The organism is Burkholderia sp. MSMB2157WGS, assembly GCF_001532755.1.
GTDB lineage: Bacteria > Pseudomonadota > Gammaproteobacteria > Burkholderiales > Burkholderiaceae > Burkholderia.
On the sequence record NZ_LPJG01000025.1, the window covers coordinates 322124 to 344525 of the forward strand.

A 22402-nucleotide genomic window follows, 5' to 3' on the forward strand; every position below is an offset into this window, starting at 1 on the left:
GTCAATGCCTGTCGATTCATACGTCGTCGATGCCGGTCGGACTCGGCCGTACCGTCATCGCGCCCGGTAAAAAAAAGGCCGCTCCGAATTAGGGGTAGTGGACGTGGAGCGGCCCGTCCAAGCTGGTCGGTCTTGCGCGTATCGCCGTCAGAACTTGTACGTCGCGCCGACTTGCGCGAAGCGGCCGATGTACGAATACACCGACGTGTCGTACCCGCTCTGGCTCAGCGTGCCGTTCGCGAAGATCGGATCGTACGGCGGCGTGCGGTTGAAGATGTTGTCGATGCCGCCGTAGATCGTCCAGTTCTTGAAGCCCGTATACGTCACCATCAGGTTGAACTGGCTGTACGAGCCGACCTTCGCCGGCTCCGGCATCAGGTTCTGCGCGTACGGGCCCGTGAACTGCCACGTCAGCGCCGCGTCGAACTTGCGATAGTTCCAGTCCAGCGTCGTGTTGCCGCGCCAGCGCGGGAAGCTGCCGCCGAACGGCTGCGTGATCGTGAAGTTGTTGCCCGCGCCGTTCACCGGTGCGCTGCCCGGGAAGCCGATCTTGTAGCTGTTGACGTACGCCCAGTCGCCCGACAGCGTGAGCATGCCCCAGCCCTTGAGCGGCAGCCCCTGGCGGAACGTACCTTCGAAGCCGTTCGTGTCGAGGTAGCCGAGGTTCTGGTACGGAATCACCTTGTACAGCAACTGGCCCGTCGTCGGGTCCGTCACGACCTGCGACGGCTTGCCCTGCCCGATCACGTTGTCGATGCGGATCTTGTACCAGTCGAAGCCGAGATCCGTGTAGCGGGCCGGCGAGACCTGGAAGCCGATGTTGAAGTTGCGCGTGCGTTCCGGTGCGAGGTTCGGGTTGCCGACCGTGATCGACGTGTAGTTCTGGCCGGTGGCCGGGTCGACCTGGATGCCGAGCGTCTGGGACTTGCTGTCTTCGACGAAGGTCGGCGCACGGAACCCGCGGTTGTACGACGTATACAGCGTGAGCGCCTTGATCGGCTGATAGCGCAGTGCGAAGCGCGGCGAGAACGCACCGCCCACGTCCGTGTAGTGGTCGTAGCGGCCTGCCTGGCTGAACGTCAGGTTCTCCAGGATCGGTACGTTGACCTGGTAATAGACGGCCGCGACGTTGCGCGCGCCGTTCACCGTCTGCAGATCGGGCGTGATCACCGCGCCGCTCAAGTACTCGGAACCCGGCGTCAGCGTTTCGCTCTGGTGCGTGAACTGCGCGCCGAAGCCGATGCCGACGTCGCCGGTCGGCAGGTGGAACAGGTTCGGCGTCGACAGCGTCGCGTCGATCGTATCGAGCTTCGAGATGCCGAGATTGTTCGCTTCCTGGTACAGGCCGTTGAATGCGTTCGGCGTCGCGGCCGGGTTCGCGAAATTCAGCGTGCCGTTCTGGTAGATGTTGTTCAGCGCGTTCACGTTCAGCTGATTCGTGAACACGTTCGACACCGTGCTCTGCGAATGGCTGACCGACGTCGCCCAGTCCCAGTCGCCGTACGGCAGCGTGAACGAACCCTTGATGCCGGCCGCCGCGCGCCAGTAGTTCGCCCAGGTCTTCTGCGCGACCGTGTTCGGGAACGCGTAGGTCAACGGCGTCGCCGCGCCCGTCGTGTTGTACGGGTTGGTCGCCGGCACGACCGTGTTGAACGGCGACAACAATTGCGTCTGCGGATTCCAGACGAGCGCCGGGCTCTGCGGGTTGCCGATCACGTTGTTCCACAGGCCGTCGTTGGTCGTGGTCGTGTTGTAGCTTTCCAGGAAGTCCGCGAACGCCGTCGTCGTGTCGTTGATCTTGAAGTCGCCATGCAGCTTCGCGTTCAGGCGTTCGGTCATCGGCAGGATCGACGTGCTTTCCGCCGTGTTGAACGCGCAGATCGTGCCCGGCAGGCCGGCCGACAGCGAATTCGGCGCGGCCGGGCGAACCGCCCCGCCGAACGGGCAGCCGTTCAACGCCTGCGCACTGCCGTCGGGCATGTTCCAGTAGGACGGTGCGAGCAGCGAAAAGCCGCCCGGCTTGCCCGTGAAGTCCTGGTTACGCGTCGAATCGCGATCGGCGAGCGTGAAACCGTTCGACTTGTAGTAGCTGAGCGCCGCCGTCACGTTGAAGCGGTCGGCGTTCAGGTCGCCAAAGCCGCCGAGTACGCCGAACTTCGTCGTGCCGTCGCCGTTGCCGCCGTTGATCGCGCTGCCGATGCTGCCGTCGAGCTGTAGCCCGCGGAAATCGTGTTTCGTGATGATGTTGACGACGCCGCCGATCGCGTCCGACCCGTATTGCGACACCGCGCCCGTCTTCACGATTTCGATGCGCTCGATGTCGTTGAGCGGCAGCGTGTTGAGGTCGAAGAACGAATCGACGCTGTTCGAGAAGAACGCATACGGCGCCACGCGCTGGCCGTCGACCAGCACGAGCGTGTATTTCTCGGACAGGCCGCGCAGCGCGATGCCGGCCGCGCCGGCCGCGAAGTTGCCCGACTGCCCCTCGCCCCAGCTGTTCGCCGAGTTGGCCGTCGCATTGCGCAGGAAGTCGGTCACCGTCACCGCGCCGCTGGCCTGGATCTCCTTCGGCGTGATCGTCTGGACCTGCTGAAAGCCGGTCTTGTCGGATTGCCGGATCAGCGAGCCTGTCACCTCGAAACGCTTGATCTGCGCGACCTTGCCCTGCCCATTCGCGGCCGGGGCGGCGGGCACCGTGTCGCCCGTCGCGGCCGCACCGGGTGCCGCGTCGGGTGCGGCCGCCCCCGTTGCGGCGGGCGTGCTCGCGGTGCCGCCGGCCTGTGCGACGGTCGTGGCCGCAGGCGCGTTGGCCGCGACCGCATCCGCCACGGCGACGGCGCCGGGGCCCGGCTGGCTCTGTGCGAAAGCCGGCACACCCAGCGTCGCGGTAAGCGCCAGTTCTGCCCAGACCATACGTTTGATGGCCAACGCTAGTGCTCTTTGCTTCATCGTGTTTCCTCTCGCTCGTCAGTACGACCCCACCCACTGCGCGTCCGAATCTCGTGAATTCCGCCGCGCGCTCCGGGCACCCGTGTGCCGGAGTCCGCCATTTCCGACCTGCCAACCACCGCGACCCGAACGAATCGGCCGTGCAGTTCGAACGCCGCACGATCCTTTCGTATCGTTTAATTCGTAATACTGATTTACTTACACTGAGCGCGCTGCTTGCCTTCCGTTTCGAATGATCCTGGCCCGACGGGCTAGAACAGCCGCGGCGTACCGACCCAGACGATCACCGCTTCTTCATCGGCCGTGTTGTGCCACGCGTGCGGCAGCGTCGACTCGTAGTGCGCGGTGTCGCCGGGGCTCAACACGAACGTGCAATCCTCCAGCGTGAGCGCGACCCTTCCGCGCATCACATAGAGGAACTCCTCGCCTGCATGCGTCGTCACTTCCGACGGCGACTGCCCCGCCGGTATCCTGACGAGAATCGCGTCGAGCTTGCGACCGTCCACGAGATTCGTCAGCCGGGCAAAGGAACTCGCCGAGTTCGTGAACTGGAAATACCGCAGGGCGTCGCCGCGGCACACCGAGCGCGCCTCGGTCGGCGTGTCGATGAAGTACTGCATCGTCACGCCGAGCGCCTTCGCAATCCGGACCAGCGACGTGATCGACGGCGTCGCGCGCCCACGCTCGACCTGCGACAGGAATGGCTTCGAGATCCCTGCCGTCGTGGCCGCTTCGTCGAGCGTGAGTTTCAGCCGCTGCCGAAGCGCGCGGATCTTGTTGCCGAGCGAAACCGCGACGAGCACCGATTCATCGGGAGGCAAGACCATGGAAGAACGGACCCTCTCAATCGCAATCGATTTGATGTCGGCAGGCGTTGCCCGATGCCATGAAGCCGCCGCCACGGCGCGAGGCTCCGCTGCCCGTCGCCGCCGCGCGCACGTCCCGCGCGAAGCGAAACGGGAGTCCCGCTTCGCGATCGCACGCTTTGTGCTCATTTCATTCGGTTTACTAATCAACACGGCTGCCCCTTTTTTCCTCGTCCCGTCGGACTTCTCCGCCTTCAGGTGGCCGCAATGGCACGTGCATGCGGTACGGCGCCCATCCCGCATTCGGCCACTGCGTCCCCCAAGCGTCGCCTTACCGCGACGCGACGACCGTCCACAGCTTCGCCAGGTCCCCCGATCCGTCGTTACCCTTGACCGTGCGCAGCACCTGGACCGCATGCGCCTTCTGGCCCGCCACGTAGTACGCCTCGCCGAGCCGCAGCCGCGCCGCATCGGGATGCTCGAGCCCGCCCTTCGCGATTGCCTGCTCCATCATCGACAGCCCCTGCGCCGCGTGGCCCGCGAACACCAGATTCATGCCGGCGTCGATCGGCGCCACCGGATCGGCGGCGTCCGCGCCCGACTGCGCGCGCCTCGCGGCCAGCGCCTGCAGCCGTTTCTCGCGGTCCGCCTGCGCATCCTTGCCGAGCACGCCGGACGCGAAACCCTGATCGATCACCTGCCGGCCTTCGGCCGGCGTGCCGGCCACGAGCGCGAGCTGCGTCATCTCCATATAGGCGTCGGCCGTCGTCAGCGAGCCCGTCGCCCTGCGCAGCCGGTAGATGTCGAGGTCGAGCGACGACAGGTAACCGGGGCTGCCGCGAATCGCCGAGATCATTTCCTCCCAGTACGCGGGGCTCGGATGATAAGCCACCAGCATGCCGAGCGCGCTGCGATACGCACCGGCATCCTTGCTCTTTTGCGCGCAGGCCGCCAGCATCTGCAACTGCCCTTCGTCCGGCGCATGGCCGGCCTTCACCTGTGCGTCCGCGCTCGCCTTCAGCTGGCTCACGACCTGGCCGCAATCGTTCGACAGGTAATACGCCTGCGTGACCAGCGTGTGCATTTCCGGATCCGTACCACCCGCCTTCAAGTAGCGCTGTGCGACGCGAATCGCCTGCGGATAGTTCTTCTGCTGGAAGTAGATCCCCGCGAGCGCCGCCGTCGTCCTCTGCTCGTCCTCGCCCGACAGGCGCCCCGAGTTCAGGACGGTTTCGTAGGCCTGCGCGGCCACGCCGGTATCGCCGGCCGCCATCGCCGCCGCGCCGCGCGTCGCTTCCACCATGTAGGTTTCATACGGCGTGCGGTTGGGCACGGCGGCTGCCTGCGCGATCTTGCCGAGCGCGTCGCGATACTTGTGCGCGCGATACAGGTCCTGCGCGGCCGCCAGCGGCTTCGCCACGTCCGGCCGCAATGCGTCGGCCGTCCACGCCGGCCGGCCGAGCGCGCAGGCCGCACCCAGCGCCGTCAGCGCCATCATCCGTTTCCATCGTCGCTGGCTCATCGGTTGGCCTGTCCCGTCATTGCATGAACTGCTCGTTGCCGATCAGGCCGATCTTCGTCGCGCCCACGCGCTGCGCAGACGCCAGTACGGCCGCCACGTCCTTGTACGGCGCCAGCTTGTTCGCCCGCAGATGGATCTCCGCCTGCACGGGCTCGTGCGCGACCGCCGTCAGCTTCGCCTCGAGTGCCGCGCGATCCGGTACCGGCGCGCCGTTCCACGTCGTCGTCCCGTCGAAGTCGATATCGATCTGCACGACCTCCGGCGGTGCGGCGGGCGGCGGCGGGTTGCCCACCGGCAGGTCCATCTTCACCGAATGCATCTGGATCGGGATCGTGATGATCAGCATGATCAACAGCACCAGCATCACGTCGATCAGCGGCGTGGTGTTGATGTCGACCATCACGTCCGGCTCGGCGCCGCCTCCGCCTCCGCCCGAAGGCATGTTCATTCCCATCGTCTGCTCCTGTCGATGCTTGCTCTGATCCCATGCGTCGCCGTCAATCGGAATCGACGCGCGTGCCGTAGCCGTGCAAGGCTAGCCGCCCCGCGCCGGCGGTTCCGTAATGAACGACACCTTCGCGATACCTGCCCGCTCGCACATCGTGACGACCCGGCCGATGAACTCGTAGCGCGTGTTCTGGTCGCCGCGCACGTGCACGCTCGGCTGCGGCTGCTGCTGCGACACGCCCTTCAGCTTCGCGAGCAACGTCGACGCATCCACCCGTTGTTCACCCCAGAAGAAATCGCCGTCGCGATTCACCGCGATCTCGACGCTCTTCGGTGTGGTCTGCAGCGGCTGCACGACCTCCTTCGGCAACTGCAGCTGGATCGTATGCGTGACGACCGGAATCGTGATCAGGAAGATGATCAGCAGCACCAGCATCACGTCGACGAGCGGCGTCGTGTTGATGTTCGCGATCACCTCGTCGCTTTCGTCCTGCCCGACGTTCATGCCCATCGCGCGCCTCCGTCAGCCGGTCAGTTCACGAGCGACGCGGCAGGCGACGGCGCGCGAGCGGCACGCTTGCTGCCGGCCAGCAGCACGGTGTGCAGCTGGGCGCCGAAGTTGCGGACCCGCTCCATCACCGACTTGTTGCGCCGGACGAGGAAGTTGTAGCCGAGTACGGCCGGCACCGCGACCGCCAGGCCGATCGCCGTCATGATCAGCGCCTCGCCCACCGGGCCCGCGACCTTGTCGATCGACGCCTGGCCCGCGATCCCGATCGCCGTCAGCGCGTGATAGATCCCCCAGACCGTGCCGAACAGTCCGACGAACGGCGCGGTCGACCCGACCGTCGCCAGGAACGCGAGCCCGTCCTGCATGCGGTTCGACACGTTCGTGATCGAGCGCTCGACGGACACGTCGATCCACGTGTTGCGGTCCACGGCTTCGAGCAATGCCTCGTCGTGATGCTCGCCCGCCTCGATCGCCGTTTCGGCGATGAAGCGGAACGGCGATGCCTCGTCGAGCAGCTTCGCGCCTTCGGCCAGCGACGGCGCGCTCCAGAGTTGCGCGTCCGCAAGCTTCGCGCGGCGGTTCGCCCGCAACTGCTCGACGAACTTCGTGACCATGATGTACCAGCTGCCCATCGACATGATCACGAGCAGGATCAGCACGAAGCGCGCGACGAAGTCGCCGTTCTTCCAGAGCGCCCCCAGCCCGTACGGATTCTCGACCGCTTCGGTCGCGGCCGGCGCCGGCGGCGGGGCCGAGTCGGCGGCGGACGGCGCCGGCGCCGCGGCCTGTGCCGACGCGTCGGATGCCGCCGTGGATCCGCTCGCTTGCGCGTAAGCGAATTGCGGTGCAACGAGCCCGTCGATTGCAGCGACGGACATCAACAGGCTTGCCGCCAGTGCGGCCAGAGAACGCTTGGTCATACCCCACTCCGATTCTTTCGTTTAACTTACGATTGAAGTTCAAGACGGTTTTCCCCGGTCCGGCGCTTGCCGGACCGCCCACTGCATCAATTCAGGTTGAACGAGAACGGCACCTGCACCCTTACGGCCTGGCCTTGCGCCACGCATTTGAACCGCTTCACGGTGTTGTAGGCCGCACGATCGAGCACGGGGTCGGCCGACTGGGCCACGCGTTCGTTCGTGATGTTCCCGTCCGCGTCCACGACGAACTCGATCGTCACCTCACCCGTGATGTTGTTTTCCTGCGCTTCCTTCGGGTACTGCATCGACGCGCGAATCGTGTCCGAATTCGGGCAGACGACACCCACCTCGTGGCTGACCGGCTTCGCGGGCGCGGGCGCGGGCGGTGCGATGACGGGCGCCTGCACGGCCGGCGCGGACGGCACCGGCGCCGCCTGGTGCGTGATCGGCGCTTGCGGCGGCGCCTGCACCGGCACTTCGGGCGGCGGCACGAACGGCGGCGGCGGGGGCGCGAATTTTGGTGGCGGAAGCTTGACGACCGGCAGCGGCGGGGGCGGCGGCGGCTTCACCGGCTCGATGATGCGGGTTTCGATCGGATGCTGGATCACCTGCACGACTTTCGTCGCGAGGCCGTTGAGCAATGCGTAGATCAGCACCGCGTGCAACAGGAGGACGACTGCGATGCCGCCGAAACGGCGCACCGGGTTCTGCTGCTTCTTGCCGAATTCCCGCGGACGCCCAAGCGTGGCCAGTCCGCTGTTCGAAGCAACCAGATGCTCTTCGACTTTCATGCCCACTATCCATCCCCCAAGCGAATCGCCCAGTTTCGCGATGATGGCCGGCCCAGGAACCGGGTCGGTTCCGTCTCCGCCTCACCCCGAAATTTCATTTTTGATGCAATTAGCCATCCGAATCGAAAGAATCGATTTCGGATCCCGATTTATTCAATTTCAAGGAATCGTTTCAACCGCAACGGGATAGCCACCTATCCGGCGTCCACCCCGAACCAGCGCATTCAGGCAATTGTCAGCTGCGTCGACACGGGCACGTTTCTCGCGTGACGATTGGATCTTCGTTACGCACTGATGTCAGCCGAGTCGTTCGTCTTGGGTGCAGAAGATAGCAAGGAAAAAATTTGAGCGTCAAACTTTATTTGATACCCGAATACAAAGTTTGGAGAGTTTGCTCGAATAATGATTTAGTAAACTTGGCCGACCATTTTCCATTGATTTAGTAATTGATTTGTATGGCAATCGCACCAATCAAGTGCCTCTCTAAAATAATCACCAATTTAGTGCCAAGCACCGAATTGGCGCGTCGGTAATGAGCATCTCCGGATGCGTTTCTTCGTCACATCGCACGGATGAAATCCGATTGACCATCGTCATGCGGCGCCGGGGCTTGTTCATGCGATGTTCGGATGGGCATTCGCCTCTTGTTTATAAGGAATCCAAATCAAAATAACGGCACCTTCTCAACCGATGGGATCCGTACGATGATCTGCATACCGAATCTGTTTTTTTGATGCCAGAAACCGCTGCGTCAGCGTGAATTCGTTACCCGCCACTTTGCGCGCACCGGCACATTCGCTTCACCGAGGCCGGCGAGACAAATGCCCGCGCATGCTTCGTCGACGCGCGACCGACATCGCTCAGGACAGCATCATCCCCTGCATCCGGTGCGAGAAATGCGCGCGCTCGGCGGTCTCCATCAGCATCAGGAATTCGTCCTGCATCATGTGTATCAGCGCTTCGTGATCGCCGGCCTCGAAATACACTTCCGGCTGCTGCGCGAGGCGTTCCTCGAGGAACGTCTTCATCCCGTACGCCATGCAGACCGGCGGCAGCGCGCCCATGTCGCAATCCTTGAACAACTCGCGCAACTCGACCTCCCGGGCGAGCACGAGATGGCGTCCTGTCTTCACCCAGAGATCCGACAGGCGCACGGCGTGCGTCGTCGGCAATACGGCGGCGACGTAGCCCTCGGCGTCCTCGAGGAGCACCGTTTTCGCGAGCCGGTCGCCGGGAATATGCGCGGCGGCGGCCGTTTCCATGCTCGTATGGCTATAGGGGTGGTACACGATTTCGTACCGCGATGACTTCTGGCGCAGGCAATCCTGCAGGGTGGCTGAGACCGGCATGGCACACCTCGTCTGGTTGAATCGGGCGAACGGCGTTCGCTCCGGATTCGTTCAGCATAGGTCGCATTCCGGCCCAAGGGAAACGCCCTCGCGCGACGCCGCTCCAGATGCCCCGGCAGCCCGCCCCGGTCATTTTTCATCCGCGCGCCTGCCCTCGCCGGCATGCGAAATCGAGACCCAGAACGGGGCCTGGAAAGCCCCTCGTCCCTGTAGACGAATTCCAGGTAGTGCGACGTAGACGCGAACGGGTCGGCAATTTGCCGATGTCGGGAAACTAGACTGTTAGTTGCGTTTTCAGAAGAACAATGAGATACCTCCGAGGATGCGCCGTTCAAAAAGCGCACCCGCGAATGCGCGCCGTCACGCCGGCAAGCCACGCCGCCCACAGCTTTCCCGGTGTCCTATACTGAGCCGGCCGCCCCATCCTCCGGGCGGAAACCGACTCCTGGAGCGATCATGCATTACCAATTGATCTACGAACTCGTCGACGATTACCTGTCGCGGCGCGACGCGTTCCGTGCCGAGCATCTCGCGCTCGCGCAGGCCGCGACCCAGCGCGGCGAACTCGTGCTCGCGGGCGCGCTGGCGGACCCGGCCGACCAGGCCGTGCTCGTGTTCGAAGGCGATTCGCCGGAAGCGGCCGAATCGTTCGCGCGCGCCGATCCGTACGTGCAGAACGGCCTCGTGAAATCGTGGCGCGTGCGGCCGTGGCGCGTCGTGGTCGGCAAGCACGCGCCGCGTCCCGCGTGAAATCAGGCTACAACCATCCTGCCCGCTTGAAGCGCCACCACAACGCGAGATCGGCGACGGCCATCACCGCGATACAGCCGTAGAACCCGTATTTCAGGTGCAGCTCGGGCATGTTCGCGAAGTTCATCCCGTAGATGCCGGCGATCATCGTCGGTATCGCGAACAGCGCGGCGAACGAGCCGAGCCGCTTGGTCACCTCGTTCTCCGCGAGCGAAATCATCCCGAGGTTGACCTGGATCGCGGTGACGACCATCTCGCGGCGCCCTTCGATCGTCTTCACGATTCGCTGCAGATGGTCGTACACGTCGCGGAAGTAGGCCGCCATCCCGCTGCAGACTTCCGGAATGCGCCCGCCGGTGAGCTTCGCGAGCGGCTCCATCAGCGGCGCCGTGTGTTGGTACAGCAGCACGAGCCGGCGTTTCAGCGAATAGAGATCTTCGATGATCGCGCGCGACGACGCGGGCGTCGCCTTCGCGAAGATGCGATCCTCGAGTTCCTCGAGCTCGGTGCCGAGCGTTTCGAGGATCGGGAAATACCGGTCGACGACCTGGTCCATCAACGCGTAGAACACGAACGCCGACCCCTCGCGCAGCAGATGCGGTTCGCGCTCGCAGCGCTTGCGCACGTCGCGGAAATCCTGCTCGGTGTGATTGCGGATCGACAGCACGTAATTCGGGCCGACGAACACGTTCAGTTCGCCGACCTTGAATTCGTCGTCCTCATCGAGTTCGACCGTATGCAGCACCGCGAACAGCGAATCGCCGTATTCCTCGATCTTCGGTCGCTGATGACCCTTGCGGGCATCCTCCAGCGCCAGCTCGTGCAATCCGAACTCCTCGCCCATCAGATCGATTTCCTCGGGCGTCGGATCCTTCAGCGCGACCCACACGAAGCATTCGGGCTTCGACACGTAATCGCTGATGGCGGCGATGTCGATATCGGCCAGCTTGCGGCCGTCCTGGTAAGCAGCACAGTTGATCAGCATGTTGTCCCACGATGTTGCGGTTTGCCCATCAGTTTACCGGTTTGCCGCACGGACGGCCCGGCTTGCGCGGCACGCCGATATTGGTCATGATCGGGCTGCGTGCGCCGCAGCACGCGCATCGGGGCACATCGACAGGCCCGCCGGGCCTGCGTTGCGCGATGCACAACGGCCGCGCGGCCCCACCGTCAAGGAGACAGACCTATGTGGTATTTCTCGTGGATACTCGGCATCGGCGTGGCACTCGGCTTCGGCATCATCAACGCGATGTGGCTGGAAGCGGAAGTGTTCTCGCGCGGCGAAGAGCGCGGCGACACGTCGCGCCGGAAAGCGGGGAGCCGGTATTCGTGACGCATCTCGTGTTCTTCTGCGGTCACGCCGGCACCGGCAAGACCACGCTCGCGAAGCGGCTCATCGGGCCGCTGATGCGCGCGACTGGCGAGGCGTTCTGCCTGCTCGACAAGGATACGCTGTACGGCCGCTACAGCGCGGCCGCGATGGGCGCGCTCACGGACGATCCGAACGACCGCGACAGCCCGCTCTACCTCAAACATCTTCGCGATCCCGAATACCAGGGCCTGCTCGACACGGCCCGTGAAAATCTCGCGCTCGGCATCGGTGCGCTCGTCGTCGGCCCGCTGTCGCGCGAGGTGCGCGACCGGCGCATCCTCGATCGCACGTGGCTCGGCATCGCGCCCGAGGTCACGCTGACGGTCGTCTGGGTTCACACGTCGGAAGACGTCGCGCATCAGCGGATCGTCGCGCGCGCCAATCCGAACGACGCGTACAAGCTCGCGCACTGGGACGAATACCGGCAGCGCCGCTTCGTGCCGACCGGCCACGAATGCGACGGCATCGTGATGTTCGACAACACCGCGCCGTCCGACGCGGACATCGACGCGCTGCTGTACCGCATCGTGCCGCCGCCGCAACCGGCGACGATCGTCCCGCCGCTGCCCGCCTGATCGGCGCCGCCAGGCGCCCTTCCTGCTTCCTCAAAAAACAACGCCGAAAGCGCTGCTGCGCTCCCGGCGTCGTACGGCCCTCGTGCCAGAGTCAGACGCTGGCGAATGGTCCGGCAACCGCGGTCAGGCGACCGCGTGCACGCGCTCCATCGTGCCGCCGTCGTACAGCTTGCCGAAGCGGTTCGACAGGAACGCCTTCAGCGACACCTTTTCCTGCGGGATGAAACCGCTCTGCGGCAGCTTCTTTTCGCGGAACAGATCCAGCACCGCGCACATCGCGCCGGCCGTCGTGATCTGGATCGCGCTCATGTGCATCCCGCACACGTCCTTCGCGAAGATCTTGCGCGTGAACACGTCCTGCACCAGCTGGCCGTCCTTCACGCCCGTCACCGTGACGAACACGAGCACGACGTCCTGCTTCGTCGACGGCACCGCGCGGCGCATGATCGACTTCAGCGTGTCGCGGTCGGTCGACAGGCGCAGGTCTTCCAGCAGGAACTGCACGAGCTCGCGGTGGCCCGGATAGCGCACCGACTTGTAGTCGAGCGTCTCGACCTTGCCCGACAGCGTTTCGCACAGCGTGCCGAGGCCGCCCGACGTGTTGAACGCTTCGTATTCGGTGCCGTCGAGCGAGAAGTGTTCGAGGCCTTCGAGCGGCTGCACCCATTGCTTGCGGCCGTCGCGGATCGCTTCGCACGGCTGACAGTATTCGTTGATCAGACCGTCGACGCTCCACGTGAGGTTGTACTTCAGCGCGTTGGTCGGATATTCGGGCAGCGCGCCGACGCGCATCTTCACGTCGCGCACTTCGCTGAAACCGTTCACGAGCTCGTGCGCGGCGATGCCGATGAAGCCCGGCGCGAGGCCGCACTGCGGCATGAACGCGCGATCGGAGCCGTCGGCCAGTTCGCGGATCGCGTGCGTGGCGCGCACGTCCTCGGTCAGATCGAAGTAGTGAACGCCGGCAGCCTTCGCGGCGGCGGCCACGTTGACCGCGAGATAGTACGGCAGCGCGTTGACGAGCGCATCGAAGCCCTTCACTGCTTCGCGAATCGCATTCGCATCGGCCGAATCGACCCGCTGCGTCGCAATGCCTTCGCGCGACAGCTTCGCGAGCGCATCCGCGTCGCGGTCGAACGCGACGACTTCGTAGTCGCCCGTTTCACGCAGCATGTGAGCAATGGTGTGGCCGATCAGACCTGCGCCGACGATGGCGATTTTCATGCGCTTATCTCCTGATGATGGGTGTGGTGTTGTGGACGGCGTCGAGCCATGCACACAGTGTAGGGACGCTCAAAATCAGTTCCAAGACGAAGAATGATGCGAAACGACCGATAATTTCGACGTTATGACGATACGTTTCGCCTAAATGACATGCCCATCTAAAAATCGCGTCAACGGGCTGTCGCAAACCGGTCGTTGGCGGTCGCGCATGGCGACGACGAAGACGAGGACGCACGGCGCGGCACGGCACACGAACCGCCCATGCGCGGGATGAGGCACGCCGGTCGAAGCGGCATACGAAAGAGGATTCGGACGAGATGCGCGACGTGCGCGAAAGGATGATGCCGATGATGGCAGATACCTCGTGCCGATCACGACGTATAGCGAAGGCCAGGACGAATGCGTGCGGGCACCCGACGCCGGGCCGGGCGCCCGCGACGCCATGAAACCCGCACCACGCTCGCGCGGTCATGCGCGGCGCGGCATGCGACCGGTCAGCCGCCGATCGTGCCGCGATCGATCTTGCGCGACAGGATGATCGACGTCGTCGTGCGCTCGACGCCTTCGAGCGTGCCGATCTGGTCGAGCAGATCGTTGAGCCGTTCGGGCGAATCGGCGCGCAGCCACGCGACGTAGTCGTACTCGCCGCTCACCGCGCACAGCAGCTGGACTTCCGGCATCCGGTCGAGCTTGCGCAATACGTCCTTGCCGAACTTCGGCGTGAGGATGATGCCGACGTACGCATAGATGCTGGCGTCGAGCACGTCCTGCCCCAGTCGCACGCTGTATCCGGCGATCACGTTGGTGCGTTCGAGACGCGCGATGCGTGCGACGACCGTCGTGCGCGCCACGTCGAGCTGACGCGCGAGATCCGCGACGCTGGCGCGCGCATCGGCTTGCAGCAGCGCGACGAGTTGCCGGTCGAGATCGTCAAGTTGGTCGAGGCGGGGTGGGCGCATGACGCTGGGCCGGTACGCAGATGCCGGCGGAGTGGAAAGTGACGCGATGATAGCGCCGAACGCCGGCGCGCCCAACCGGCATGACCGGATTCGAACCTTTCGATTTCGATTCGTATCGGATGTAAGCAAGTGTCGCATTCGCTGCCGCACTGCATGCAACGTGCTACTAATAGCGGGCGACGCGAGATGCGCGCCGGCGGCGTTGGCCGCCGCGCCCGCTCGCCAGACACCACCCCGGAGAGCCAACCATGAAGAAAATCTCGCTCACCCTCGCTACGCTCGTCGTTGCAGCCAGCGCGTTCGCGCAAACCCCGGCGCAGCCGCAAGCGCCCGCCCAGGCGCCGGCCACGACGGCCGCGGCGTCGGCCCCGAGCGCCGAACAGCGCGCGGCACGCCACGAAGCGCGCATCGAGCAGCGCATCAAGTACCTGCACGACCAGTTGAAGATCACGTCGGCGCAGGAGCCGCAATGGAAGACGTTCGCCGATACGATGCGCGACAACGGCGCAACGATGGGCCGTCTCTACGGCGAACGGATCGCCAAGCACGACGTGTCCGCGCTCGACGACATGAAGCAGTACGCGGAACTGTCGCAGGCGAACGCCGACGGCGCGAAGAAGCTCGCCGACGCCTTCGCGCCGCTCTACGAGAGCTTCCCGGCCGAGCAGAAGGCGCTGGCCGACACGACCTTCCGCAACTGGCTGCACCACGGCGGCGAGCACCGCGGCAAGGGCAGGACGAAGGGCAAGGAAGGCAACGCGGCCGCCGCGCCGGCCGCGAGCGCTCCCGCGCAGCCCTGACGCCCTCCCCGCCGGCGCCGTGCCGCCCGTCCGGGCCGAACGGCGCCGCGCCGCTGGCGGCATCGGCGCGCCACACGGCGCGCCGAATTCGGGATAAGCTCCCGGCTTTTCCCGCTTTCCCGCCCTTTCCCGCCATGCTCGAACTCAAGCAACTCGATCTGCGTACCGATCCGCAGGCCCGTCGCGTCGTCAAGGACGAAACCGTCGCCGTGTCGTTCGCGCAGGCCGACGGCGAACTGATGAGCCTCGAAGGCCCGAACCGTTATGCTGTGGGCGACGCGCTGATCACCGGCTCGACCGGCGACCGCTGGGTCGTGTCGCGCGCGCGCTTCGACGCCAAATACCTGCCCGCCGATCCGGCGCTCGCGCACGGTGCGCCGGGCGCTTACCGCAACCGGCCGGCCGTCGTGCTCGCACGCCGGATGGACGAGCCGTTCACGATCGCCCGCTCGGAGAACGGCGACACGCTGCGCGGCGTCGCCGGCGACTGGGTGATGCAATACGCGCCGGGCGACTACGGCGTCGTGCAGGCGCAGCGCTTCGCGCAGGTCTATCGCGACGCGTAATTCACCCGCGTAATGCACCGCGTCGGCCCAAGGCCGGCGCCGCTGCTCACGCAAAGTCTTCGTCGAGCTCGAGTTCCGCGTCGCGCTCGACGGCCTCGCCGGCCGCGTGTCGCTCTTCGAGCGATCCGAGCATCGCTTCCGTATACGCATGCAGCACCGCATGGCTGCGCGCGCGCTGCATCGGCTTGAGCGCCAGGTAGCGCGCGAGCGCGGCCGGCACGATCCGGATGTCGAGCGTCATCCGCTTCGGCGTCGAGCCGAAACGCATCGCCAGCCAGTGCACGGACAGGAAGCGCCCGCGCGCATCGCTGCTTTCGGCGAAGCGCGTCTGCTCCGGAAACAGATCGCAGATCACGCGTGCGAGCGCGTCGAATTCGGCGCTCGGGCATTCGATCAGATAGTCGTCCATGCCGTCTCTCCCGTCAGGCCGCCGCACGCGACGGCCGGCACGCCTTCGCCAGCACGACCGCCAGGATCGCGGCCAGCACGAAATACGCGGCCTCGACCCATGCGGCCGGCAGCACGCGCACCTGGTACAGCAGCATCGGCGTCGCCGCGAGCGCATGCAGCACGATCGCGAGCGGCAACACGGCCATCCGGCCGGCCCGCACGCCGCGCCACACCAGCACCGACAGCGCCAGTTGCACCGCGAACGCCGCGCAGCGTTCGAGCAGCAACAGCAGGATCGACTGGACCGACAGCGTCGCGAGCATCATGTGCAGCCGCACGACGGTGTCGACCGGCAGGTCGGACAACTGCGTCTCGAGCTGGCCGCGGCTCGCGAGCCACGCGAGATACGACCACTGGCCCCACACCAGCACGCCGACGAACCACGCTTCGGCGCCGCCGTGACCGATCCCGTAGCCGATGCCGCGAGCGTCGCCGGCCGATGCGCCATAGCGGCGGTTCAGCACGCGCATCCCGAGATAGCGGCCGACTTCCTCGAATACGGCGGTCGCAAGCGCGCCGTACGCGACGAACGCGAGCGGCTGCGTGAGCCAGCCGTCCTCGGGCGTGTGGCTCAGCACGAGCCCGTGGAACGCGCGCTCGAGGATCATGGCAAACAGCGTGAAGACGGCGACGCCGACGATCGTGTCACGGCGATTGAGCGCAAGCGGCTTGCGCAGGATGCGGTAGAGGACGAGCGGCAGCAGCGCGATGATCAGCGTGGCGGCGATCAGCGCCGCCAGCGTGACGGGAGCGACAGTCATGTATTTCCTTGGTTCGAGGCAGCGCACCCGATGCGCCGCGTGCCCCGAATGATACTCAGCTTGCGGTCGACGCGCGCGCAATCAGCTCGCCGGGCAGCATCGCGACGCGCACGTCGCCCGCCGCGCCGTCGATCCGCTCGTGCACGAATTCGACGGCCTTGTAGCCGATTTCGTAGGTGGGCTGACGGATCGTCGTGATGCCGATCAGCTCGGCCCACTCCGGATCGTCGATCGACAGCAGCGCCGCCTGCTGCTGCCACGCGGCGCCGAAGCGCGCGCGCAGGTGGCGCGCGATCGCCAGCGCGACCGGCGCATTCGCGGCGAACAGCGCCGCGCGCACGCCGCGCCGGGCCGCGTGATCGATGCGCGCATCGACGTCGGCGAGCGCCGCCGCGGCCGCGTCGGGCGCGTTCAGGTCGAGCACGACCGTCGACGGCACCGCCAGCCCGCGCGCGGCCAGCGCCGCGCGGAACGCGGCCTCGCGCACGCGCCGCGAGCTGACGCGCTCGAACGGCTGCACGACGAAATGGATCGCGTCGAAGCCGTGTTCGACCAGGTGCGCGAGCGCGGTCTCGATCGCGTCGTCGTTGTCGAGGCCGATCAGGTCGGCCTCGAAGCCCTCGACCGTGCGGTCGACGAGCACGGCCGGAATGCCCGCGCCGCGCAACGGGCGCAGCACGTCTTCGTCGGCGCCGAGCGCGTTGACGATCAGCCCTTCGACGCGGTAGGTCGTGAGCAGTTGCAGGAAACGGCGCTCCATCTCGACTTCGTTCGCTGCGTGACAGATGAGCGGCATGTAGCCGAGCGCATGGCACGCGGCCTCGACGCCCTGCAGCACTTCGACGGTGTAAGGATTGGTCAGGTCGGCCGCGAGCATGCCGAGCAGCCGGTTGCGGCCGCGCTTGAGCCCGCGCGCCATCTGGTTCGGCCGGTAGTTGAGCCGCGCGATGGCCGCTTCGATCCGCTGGCGCAGATCGACGGACAGCACGTGCGTCTCGCCGTTCAGGTAGCGCGAAACGCTGGTCTTGCCCGTACCGGCCTCGCGCGCGACGTCGCTGATCGTCGCCGGACGCGTCGTGGAAGGTTGCGAATCGGTCACTGTCGTGCCTCGCGACGTACGATCCGCGCCGCTTCGTGAGCAGACGGACCATTGTTGTTGGAAACGTAAGCCAATCGGCGGCCTCCCCTGTCCTGGCGCGTCGGCGCCTGCGCCGGCCCGGGGCTTCGCGCTCGCGCAGCGCCCGCCGGTCGCGTGCTACGGCAGTCGGCCGCACCGGAGCTGGCGCGGATGCCCGTCGCCCGATGCGGCCGGCCGCGCGGCCGACCGTCGATGCGACGAGAGCGGGCGATCATAACGCAGCCGGCCCGCCGGCACCAAGATCATCGACTCTAACGGCGCCGGCGCCGCGCCGGCCGGTTGCCGGAGGCGGCTCAGGCGTGCGCCAGCGCATCCGGATTGACGAGATTCGTGCGCAGCGTGCCGGCCAGCGCGCCGACCAGGTTTTCCGCGGCGCAGCGCGCCATCGCATGGCGCGTCTCGTGCGTCGCCGAGCCGATATGCGGCAGCGCGACGACGTTCTTCATCTGCAGCAGCGGCGAATCCGCCGGCAGCGGCTCCTTCTCGAACACGTCGAGCCCCGCGCCCCGGATCGTCCCCGCGCGCAGCGCGTCGACCAGCGCGGCTTCGTCGACGACGGGCCCGCGCGACGCGTTGATCAGGATCGCACTGCGCTTCATCTTCGCGAATTCGGGCGCGCCGATCAGGTGGCGCGTGTCGGGCGACAGCGGCACCTGCAGGCACACGAAATCCGACTGCGCGAGCAGCGCGTCGAGCGTCACGCGCCGGGCGCCGTACTGCGTCTCGGCCTCGGCATGCGCGGACCGGTTCGCGTACAGCACCTGCATCCGGAAGCCGAGCGCCGCGCGCCGCGCGACCGCTCCGCCGATCCGCCCGAGCCCGACGATGCCGAGCGTCTTGCCCTGCACGTCGGTGCCGTACAGGTCCGGGCCGATGCTGCGGTGCCAATGGCCGGCCTTCACCCATTCGGCCAGTTCGACCACGCGCCGTGCGGAGGCCAGGATCAGCGAAAACACCGTGTCGGCCGTCGACTCGGTCAGCACGTCCGGCGTATGCGCGAGCACGATGCCCCGCCGCGTGAGATCGGCGACGTCGAAGTTGTCGTAGCCGACCGAGATCGTCGACCACGCCTTCAGCCGCGGCGCGCGGTCGAGCATCTGCGGCGTGACCTTCAGGCTCGCGCCGATCGCGCCGTCCGCGTCGCCGAGCGCAGCGGCGAGCGCGTCGGCGCCGTCGGCCTGCTCGACTTCCGCATGCTCGCGCAGGTACGCGAGAACGTCATCGGGCAGCGGCTTGTACGCGACGATACGGGGCTTCATCGTTTCATTTTCCTTGCAGCGGCGCCGCGAGCTGATGCGCATCGCGCGCCTGGGGTTTGACGGACAGCGTGAGGATCACCGCGGCGACGAGCGCGGCGCTCATGAAGGCGTACGACGCGACGGGCGACCCGGTCGCGCCGTTCAGGTAGCCGACGAAATACGAGCCGACGAACGAACCGAGCGCGCCCATGCTGTTGATCAGCGCCATCGCGCCGCCGGCGACGTTCTTCGGCAGCAGTTCCGGCACGATCGCGAAGAACGGGCCGTACGGTGCGTACATCGCGGCGCCCGCGACGACCAGCAGCGCATACGAGATCCAGAAATGCGACGAGCCGAGCGCGTACGACGCGGCGAACGCGGCCGCGCCGACCAGCAGGAACGGCCACACGAAGCCGCGGCGCGAACCGACCTTGTCGGACGCCCACGACGCGGCGAGCATCGCGATCGTCGCCGCGAGGTACGGCAGCGCGGACAGCCAGCCGGTCGCGACCATCCCGAGATCGGAACCGTTCTTCACGATCGACGGCAGCCACAGCACGAAGCCGTACACGCCGATGCTCCAGCAGAAATACTGCGCGCACAGCTTGATCACGGCCGGCGAGCGGAATGCCTCGCCATAGTTGCGGACCGGCTTGATCGCCGCCTGCTCGGCCGCGAGCGCGGCGTCGAGGTCGCGCTTTTCCTGCGCGCTGAGCCACGGCGAATCGGCCGGCTTGTCCTGCACGAGGCACCACCAGCACACGGCCCAGATGACGGCCGGGACGCCTTCGGCGATGAACATGTGGCGCCAGCCGAATTCATGCACGAGATAACCGGACACGATCGACATCCACAGCACGGTGACCGGATTGCCGAGGATCAGGAACGTATTCGCGCGCGAGCGCTCGTTCTTCGTGAACCAGTTGCTGATGTAGATCAGCATCGCCGGCATCACGGCCGCCTCGACGACGCCCAGCACGAAGCGGATCGCCATCAGCGACGGGATGTTGCTGACCACGCCGGTCAGGGCCGCGCAGCCGCCCCACAGCACGAGACTGACGAACACGAGCTTCTTCACGCTGCGGCGTTCCGCGTAGATCGCGCCGGGGATCTGGAAGAAGAAGTAGCCGAGGAAGAACAGCGCGCCGATCAGCGACGACAGGCCCTTGCTGATCCCGAGGTCCTGGTTGATGCCGGCCGCCGCCGCGAACCCGTAGTTCGCGCGATCGAGGTAAGCGAGGCTGTACGTGATGAAGACGATCGGCATGATCGTCCACCACCGACGGGCTGCGAGATTGGCTGCCATGAGAGTGTCTCCGTATAGGGACCGCAGTGGGCGCCAGCGCCCGCCCGGCCTCGAACAAAACTACCGTGCGTCGCGCACGAAATGGATCCGCGGATTGTGCCGTGTCCGGCCTCTCATTGCGCGGTGACGGTTTCCTCTAAGCGATCGGCGCGATTGTCGACACTTTCGAGCCGGTCGAGCGCATCGCGCGTCGGCAACCCTTCCGAATCGCCGATCACCTGGATCGCGAGCGCACCGATCCGGTTGCCGCGCGCGACCGCCTGCTCGACGCTCCGGCCTTCGAGCAGCGCGCTGACCACGCCGACCGCGAAGCCGTCGCCGGCGCCGACCGTGTCGACCACGCGCTCGACGCGCTCGCCGGCGACGGTGCCTTCGCGGCCGTCGGCCGTGCGGAAATACGCGCCTTGTTCGCCGAGCTTGATCACGACGCCGCGCGCGCCCCGCGCGAGATAGAAGCCCGCGATGTCGGCCGGCGTCTCGTGCCCGGTCAATTGCCGACCTTCGGCCAGGCCCGGCAGCACCCAGTCGGCGAGCGTCGCGAGGGCATTCAGGGTCTTCGCCATCACGTCGGCGGACGGCCACAGCGTCGGGCGCAGGTTCGGGTCGAACGAGATCGTCTTGCCGGCCGCACGCATCTCGCGCGCGAGCCGGAACGCGAGTTCGCACGACGTCGCCGAAATCGCCGGCGCGACGCCCGTCAGGTGCAGATGGCGCGCGCCGAGCACGTAGTCGGCCACGTAGTCGTCGCACGACAGGTGGCTCGCCGCCGAGCCCTTGCGGAAATATTCGACGGTCGGATCGCTGCCGTCGTCGTTGCGCGACTTCAGCTGGAAGCCGGTCGGGTAGCGCGGATCGACGGTCACGCACGACGCGTCGATTCCCTCGCGCGCCAGCGTGTCGAGCACGTAGCGGCCGAACGAGTCGCGGCCGACCCGGCTCATCCAGCCGACCCGGAAGCCGAGCCGGGACAGGCCGATCGCGACGTTGAGATCGGCGCCCGCGATCCGCTTCGCGAATTGCCCGGCGTGCGCGAGATGGCCCGGCTCCGTCGCGACGAACATCGCCATCGCTTCGCCGTAGGTCACGACATCGAGTGCTGTTTTCATGACTGAACTCCTCTGGATCCTTCCGCCGTCACGCGGTCGCAAGCCATGCGACGCGCCGGCAGGCATCGCCGGCCAGATCGGCCGCGTCGAACGGGAACTCGATGCCGCGCGGCGCGTGCTGCGGCAGCGCGGCGAGTACGCCGGTCACGAGCGGGTCGTTCGGCGCCGGCGCGGCGGCGAAACGACGCGCGCCCTCGCCTTCGATGGTCTTGCAGTGAATGTATTCCACATGCGGCGCGAGCACCTGCGCGCAGTCGAGCGGCGCTTCGCCGCGCCACTGCCAGTTGCCGATGTCGAACGTCATGCCGAGCGCATCGGGCATGCCGGCGTCCGACAGCGCGTCGAACAGCCCGCGGAACTGCGCGAACGCGCCGCCGACCTCGAGCTGGCCGTTCTCGACCACCACGCGCGCCCGCGCGCCGCGCGACAGCGCGACGATCTCGGCCGCGTGCGCGTCGCCGGCGAAGCCGCCGAGCTGGAATTTCACGAAGCGCGCGCCGAGCGCGTCGGCTTGCGCGAGCGCATCGCGCAAGGCGTCGGCATCGAGCGCCCCCGTTTCCGTGTACAGCGAGTCCGGGGTCGAATAGACCGACCACAGCCCGTGGCCGGCGATCTGCGCACCGAGCGCGGCCAGCGCGCCGGGCGCCGTGTCGTCGTCCGACGCGAACAACTCGCGCCGCACCTCGAAACCGGCCGCCCCGGATGCCGCCACGGTGGCGATGAATGCACTGTGGCCCTCCTGGCGCACCCGGTCCATCCCGAATGCGCTCGCCACGATCACGATGTCTGCCATGTTGCCCTTTTTCAACCGGAATGGAACCGGTTCCATTTGCTTGAGACGGATGGTGCGCCTCGCGTCGGA

At 66.5% G+C, this 22402-nt stretch carries 23 protein-coding genes; 5 read left to right on the forward strand and 18 right to left on the reverse strand.

Annotation, left to right across the window (positions count from 1 at the left end; genetic code table 11):
* Positions 1 to 147: 147 nt before the first annotated feature.
* The 8 genes from WT53_RS16410 to WT53_RS16445 all read right to left on the reverse strand — a co-directional run bounded on the left by WT53_RS16410 (position 148) and on the right by WT53_RS16445 (position 9295).
* Positions 148 to 2949 carry a TonB-dependent receptor gene (locus tag WT53_RS16410; protein ID WP_060260663.1) on the reverse strand — a complete coding sequence of 934 codons (2802 nt, stop codon included), beginning with the start codon at positions 2947 to 2949 and terminating at the stop codon, positions 148 to 150.
* Between the two features lie 251 nt (positions 2950 to 3200).
* On the reverse strand, positions 3201 to 3776 hold the full coding sequence (locus WT53_RS16415; protein ID WP_034207361.1) for a helix-turn-helix domain-containing protein: 576 nt from the start codon (positions 3774 to 3776) through the stop codon (positions 3201 to 3203).
* Positions 3777 to 4086: 310 nt separating this feature from the next.
* A complete protein-coding gene (locus WT53_RS16420) occupies positions 4087 to 5277 on the reverse strand; it encodes a tetratricopeptide repeat protein (RefSeq protein ID WP_060260667.1) in 1191 nt (396 codons plus the stop codon).
* Positions 5278 to 5293: 16 nt separating this feature from the next.
* Positions 5294 to 5731 carry a biopolymer transporter ExbD gene (locus tag WT53_RS16425; protein ID WP_060260672.1) on the reverse strand — a complete coding sequence of 146 codons (438 nt, stop codon included), beginning with the start codon at positions 5729 to 5731 and terminating at the stop codon, positions 5294 to 5296.
* Between the two features lie 81 nt (positions 5732 to 5812).
* Positions 5813 to 6235 carry a biopolymer transporter ExbD gene (locus tag WT53_RS16430; protein WP_034207364.1) on the reverse strand — a complete coding sequence of 141 codons (423 nt, stop codon included), beginning with the start codon at positions 6233 to 6235 and terminating at the stop codon, positions 5813 to 5815.
* Positions 6236 to 6255: 20 nt separating this feature from the next.
* Positions 6256 to 7155 carry a MotA/TolQ/ExbB proton channel family protein gene (locus WT53_RS16435; RefSeq protein ID WP_034207365.1) on the reverse strand — a complete coding sequence of 300 codons (900 nt, stop codon included), beginning with the start codon at positions 7153 to 7155 and terminating at the stop codon, positions 6256 to 6258.
* 86 nt (positions 7156 to 7241) lie between these two features.
* Positions 7242 to 7946: an energy transducer TonB gene (locus WT53_RS16440; protein WP_059826729.1), complete on the reverse strand. Its 705-nt coding sequence runs from the start codon at positions 7944 to 7946 to the stop codon at positions 7242 to 7244.
* A gap of 860 nt (positions 7947 to 8806) precedes the next feature.
* Complete coding sequence (locus tag WT53_RS16445) at positions 8807 to 9295, reverse strand: aminoacyl-tRNA deacylase (protein ID WP_034207367.1); 489 nt, start codon at positions 9293 to 9295, stop codon at positions 8807 to 8809.
* Between the two features lie 456 nt (positions 9296 to 9751).
* Between WT53_RS16445 and WT53_RS16450 the strand changes: the two genes are divergently transcribed.
* Positions 9752 to 10045, forward strand: coding sequence for a YciI-like protein (locus WT53_RS16450; RefSeq protein WP_034207368.1), 294 nt, complete (start codon positions 9752 to 9754; stop codon positions 10043 to 10045).
* A 7-nt stretch (positions 10046 to 10052) separates the two neighbouring features.
* On the opposite strand, the gene corA is transcribed toward WT53_RS16450, so the two are convergent.
* On the reverse strand, positions 10053 to 11030 hold the full coding sequence (corA, locus tag WT53_RS16455; protein WP_034207369.1) for a magnesium/cobalt transporter CorA: 978 nt from the start codon (positions 11028 to 11030) through the stop codon (positions 10053 to 10055).
* 201 nt (positions 11031 to 11231) lie between these two features.
* Here corA and cydX point away from each other — a divergent pair, with 201 nt between their 5' ends.
* Both cydX and WT53_RS16460 read left to right on the forward strand, forming a co-directional pair.
* Entirely contained in the window at positions 11232 to 11378 is a 147-nt protein-coding gene (gene cydX, locus WT53_RS32490) for a cytochrome bd-I oxidase subunit CydX (RefSeq protein ID WP_034207370.1), read from the forward strand.
* The gene (locus WT53_RS16460) at positions 11375 to 11992 is read left to right on the forward strand and encodes an ATP-binding protein (RefSeq protein ID WP_060260676.1); all 618 of its coding nucleotides are present in this window, start codon (positions 11375 to 11377) and stop codon (positions 11990 to 11992) included. Before cydX ends, WT53_RS16460 begins: the two co-directional genes overlap by 4 nt.
* A 123-nt stretch (positions 11993 to 12115) precedes the next feature.
* Here the strand turns inward: WT53_RS16460 and WT53_RS16465 are convergent, their stop codons facing one another.
* A complete protein-coding gene (locus WT53_RS16465) occupies positions 12116 to 13216 on the reverse strand; it encodes a saccharopine dehydrogenase family protein (RefSeq protein ID WP_006481527.1) in 1101 nt (366 codons plus the stop codon).
* Positions 13217 to 13710: 494 nt separating this feature from the next.
* Positions 13711 to 14175: an Lrp/AsnC family transcriptional regulator gene (locus WT53_RS16470; RefSeq protein ID WP_006481526.1), complete on the reverse strand. Its 465-nt coding sequence runs from the start codon at positions 14173 to 14175 to the stop codon at positions 13711 to 13713.
* A gap of 248 nt (positions 14176 to 14423) precedes the next feature.
* Here WT53_RS16470 and WT53_RS16475 point away from each other — a divergent pair, with 248 nt between their 5' ends.
* Both WT53_RS16475 and WT53_RS16480 read left to right on the forward strand, forming a co-directional pair.
* Complete coding sequence (locus WT53_RS16475) at positions 14424 to 14975, forward strand: Spy/CpxP family protein refolding chaperone (protein WP_034207372.1); 552 nt, start codon at positions 14424 to 14426, stop codon at positions 14973 to 14975.
* Between the two features lie 134 nt (positions 14976 to 15109).
* Positions 15110 to 15541 (forward strand): PGDYG domain-containing protein, encoded by a 432-nt coding sequence (locus WT53_RS16480; RefSeq protein WP_034207373.1) that lies wholly within the window; start codon positions 15110 to 15112, stop codon positions 15539 to 15541.
* Positions 15542 to 15587: 46 nt separating this feature from the next.
* Here the strand turns inward: WT53_RS16480 and WT53_RS16485 are convergent, their stop codons facing one another.
* From WT53_RS16485 to WT53_RS16515, 7 genes are all read right to left on the reverse strand, one after another.
* Positions 15588 to 15950 carry a DUF3022 domain-containing protein gene (locus WT53_RS16485; protein ID WP_060260680.1) on the reverse strand — a complete coding sequence of 121 codons (363 nt, stop codon included), beginning with the start codon at positions 15948 to 15950 and terminating at the stop codon, positions 15588 to 15590.
* A 13-nt stretch (positions 15951 to 15963) separates the two neighbouring features.
* Positions 15964 to 16752: a YhfC family intramembrane metalloprotease gene (locus WT53_RS16490; RefSeq protein ID WP_060260683.1), complete on the reverse strand. Its 789-nt coding sequence runs from the start codon at positions 16750 to 16752 to the stop codon at positions 15964 to 15966.
* 55 nt (positions 16753 to 16807) lie between these two features.
* Positions 16808 to 17851 carry a LacI family DNA-binding transcriptional regulator gene (locus tag WT53_RS16495; RefSeq protein ID WP_034207376.1) on the reverse strand — a complete coding sequence of 348 codons (1044 nt, stop codon included), beginning with the start codon at positions 17849 to 17851 and terminating at the stop codon, positions 16808 to 16810.
* Positions 17852 to 18183: 332 nt separating this feature from the next.
* Positions 18184 to 19149 carry a D-glycerate dehydrogenase gene (locus WT53_RS16500; protein ID WP_060260768.1) on the reverse strand — a complete coding sequence of 322 codons (966 nt, stop codon included), beginning with the start codon at positions 19147 to 19149 and terminating at the stop codon, positions 18184 to 18186.
* Between the two features lie 4 nt (positions 19150 to 19153).
* Entirely contained in the window at positions 19154 to 20434 is a 1281-nt protein-coding gene (locus tag WT53_RS16505; protein WP_060260687.1) for an MFS transporter, read from the reverse strand.
* 113 nt (positions 20435 to 20547) lie between these two features.
* Positions 20548 to 21540 (reverse strand): sugar kinase, encoded by a 993-nt coding sequence (locus WT53_RS16510; protein ID WP_034207379.1) that lies wholly within the window; start codon positions 21538 to 21540, stop codon positions 20548 to 20550.
* Between the two features lie 28 nt (positions 21541 to 21568).
* Complete coding sequence (locus WT53_RS16515; protein WP_034207380.1) at positions 21569 to 22333, reverse strand: TIM barrel protein; 765 nt, start codon at positions 22331 to 22333, stop codon at positions 21569 to 21571.
* Positions 22334 to 22402: the final 69 nt, after the last annotated feature.

Bases quoted from the DNA above. Each gene is read 5' to 3' on its own strand.
- WT53_RS16410 (WP_060260663.1), bottom strand. From the start codon at position 2,949: ATGAAGCAAAGAGCACTAGCGTTGGCCATCAAACGTATGGTCTGGGCA.
- WT53_RS16415 (WP_034207361.1), bottom strand. From the start codon at position 3,776: ATGGTCTTGCCTCCCGATGAATCGGTGCTCGTCGCGGTTTCGCTCGGC.
- WT53_RS16420 (WP_060260667.1), bottom strand. From the start codon at position 5,277: ATGAGCCAGCGACGATGGAAACGGATGATGGCGCTGACGGCGCTGGGT.
- WT53_RS16425 (WP_060260672.1), bottom strand. From the start codon at position 5,731: ATGGGAATGAACATGCCTTCGGGCGGAGGCGGAGGCGGCGCCGAGCCG.
- WT53_RS16430 (WP_034207364.1), bottom strand. From the start codon at position 6,235: ATGGGCATGAACGTCGGGCAGGACGAAAGCGACGAGGTGATCGCGAAC.
- WT53_RS16435 (WP_034207365.1), bottom strand. From the start codon at position 7,155: ATGACCAAGCGTTCTCTGGCCGCACTGGCGGCAAGCCTGTTGATGTCC.
- WT53_RS16440 (WP_059826729.1), bottom strand. From the start codon at position 7,946: ATGAAAGTCGAAGAGCATCTGGTTGCTTCGAACAGCGGACTGGCCACG.
- WT53_RS16445 (WP_034207367.1), bottom strand. From the start codon at position 9,295: ATGCCGGTCTCAGCCACCCTGCAGGATTGCCTGCGCCAGAAGTCATCG.
- WT53_RS16450 (WP_034207368.1), top strand. From the start codon at position 9,752: ATGCATTACCAATTGATCTACGAACTCGTCGACGATTACCTGTCGCGG.
- corA (WP_034207369.1), bottom strand. From the start codon at position 11,030: ATGCTGATCAACTGTGCTGCTTACCAGGACGGCCGCAAGCTGGCCGAT.
- cydX (WP_034207370.1), top strand. From the start codon at position 11,232: ATGTGGTATTTCTCGTGGATACTCGGCATCGGCGTGGCACTCGGCTTC.
- WT53_RS16465 (WP_006481527.1), bottom strand. From the start codon at position 13,216: ATGAAAATCGCCATCGTCGGCGCAGGTCTGATCGGCCACACCATTGCT.
- WT53_RS16470 (WP_006481526.1), bottom strand. From the start codon at position 14,175: ATGCGCCCACCCCGCCTCGACCAACTTGACGATCTCGACCGGCAACTC.
- WT53_RS16475 (WP_034207372.1), top strand. From the start codon at position 14,424: ATGAAGAAAATCTCGCTCACCCTCGCTACGCTCGTCGTTGCAGCCAGC.
- WT53_RS16480 (WP_034207373.1), top strand. From the start codon at position 15,110: ATGCTCGAACTCAAGCAACTCGATCTGCGTACCGATCCGCAGGCCCGT.
- WT53_RS16485 (WP_060260680.1), bottom strand. From the start codon at position 15,950: ATGGACGACTATCTGATCGAATGCCCGAGCGCCGAATTCGACGCGCTC.
- WT53_RS16490 (WP_060260683.1), bottom strand. From the start codon at position 16,752: ATGACTGTCGCTCCCGTCACGCTGGCGGCGCTGATCGCCGCCACGCTG.
- WT53_RS16500 (WP_060260768.1), bottom strand. From the start codon at position 19,149: ATGAAGCCCCGTATCGTCGCGTACAAGCCGCTGCCCGATGACGTTCTC.
- WT53_RS16505 (WP_060260687.1), bottom strand. From the start codon at position 20,434: ATGGCAGCCAATCTCGCAGCCCGTCGGTGGTGGACGATCATGCCGATC.
- WT53_RS16510 (WP_034207379.1), bottom strand. From the start codon at position 21,540: ATGAAAACAGCACTCGATGTCGTGACCTACGGCGAAGCGATGGCGATG.
- WT53_RS16515 (WP_034207380.1), bottom strand. From the start codon at position 22,333: ATGGCAGACATCGTGATCGTGGCGAGCGCATTCGGGATGGACCGGGTG.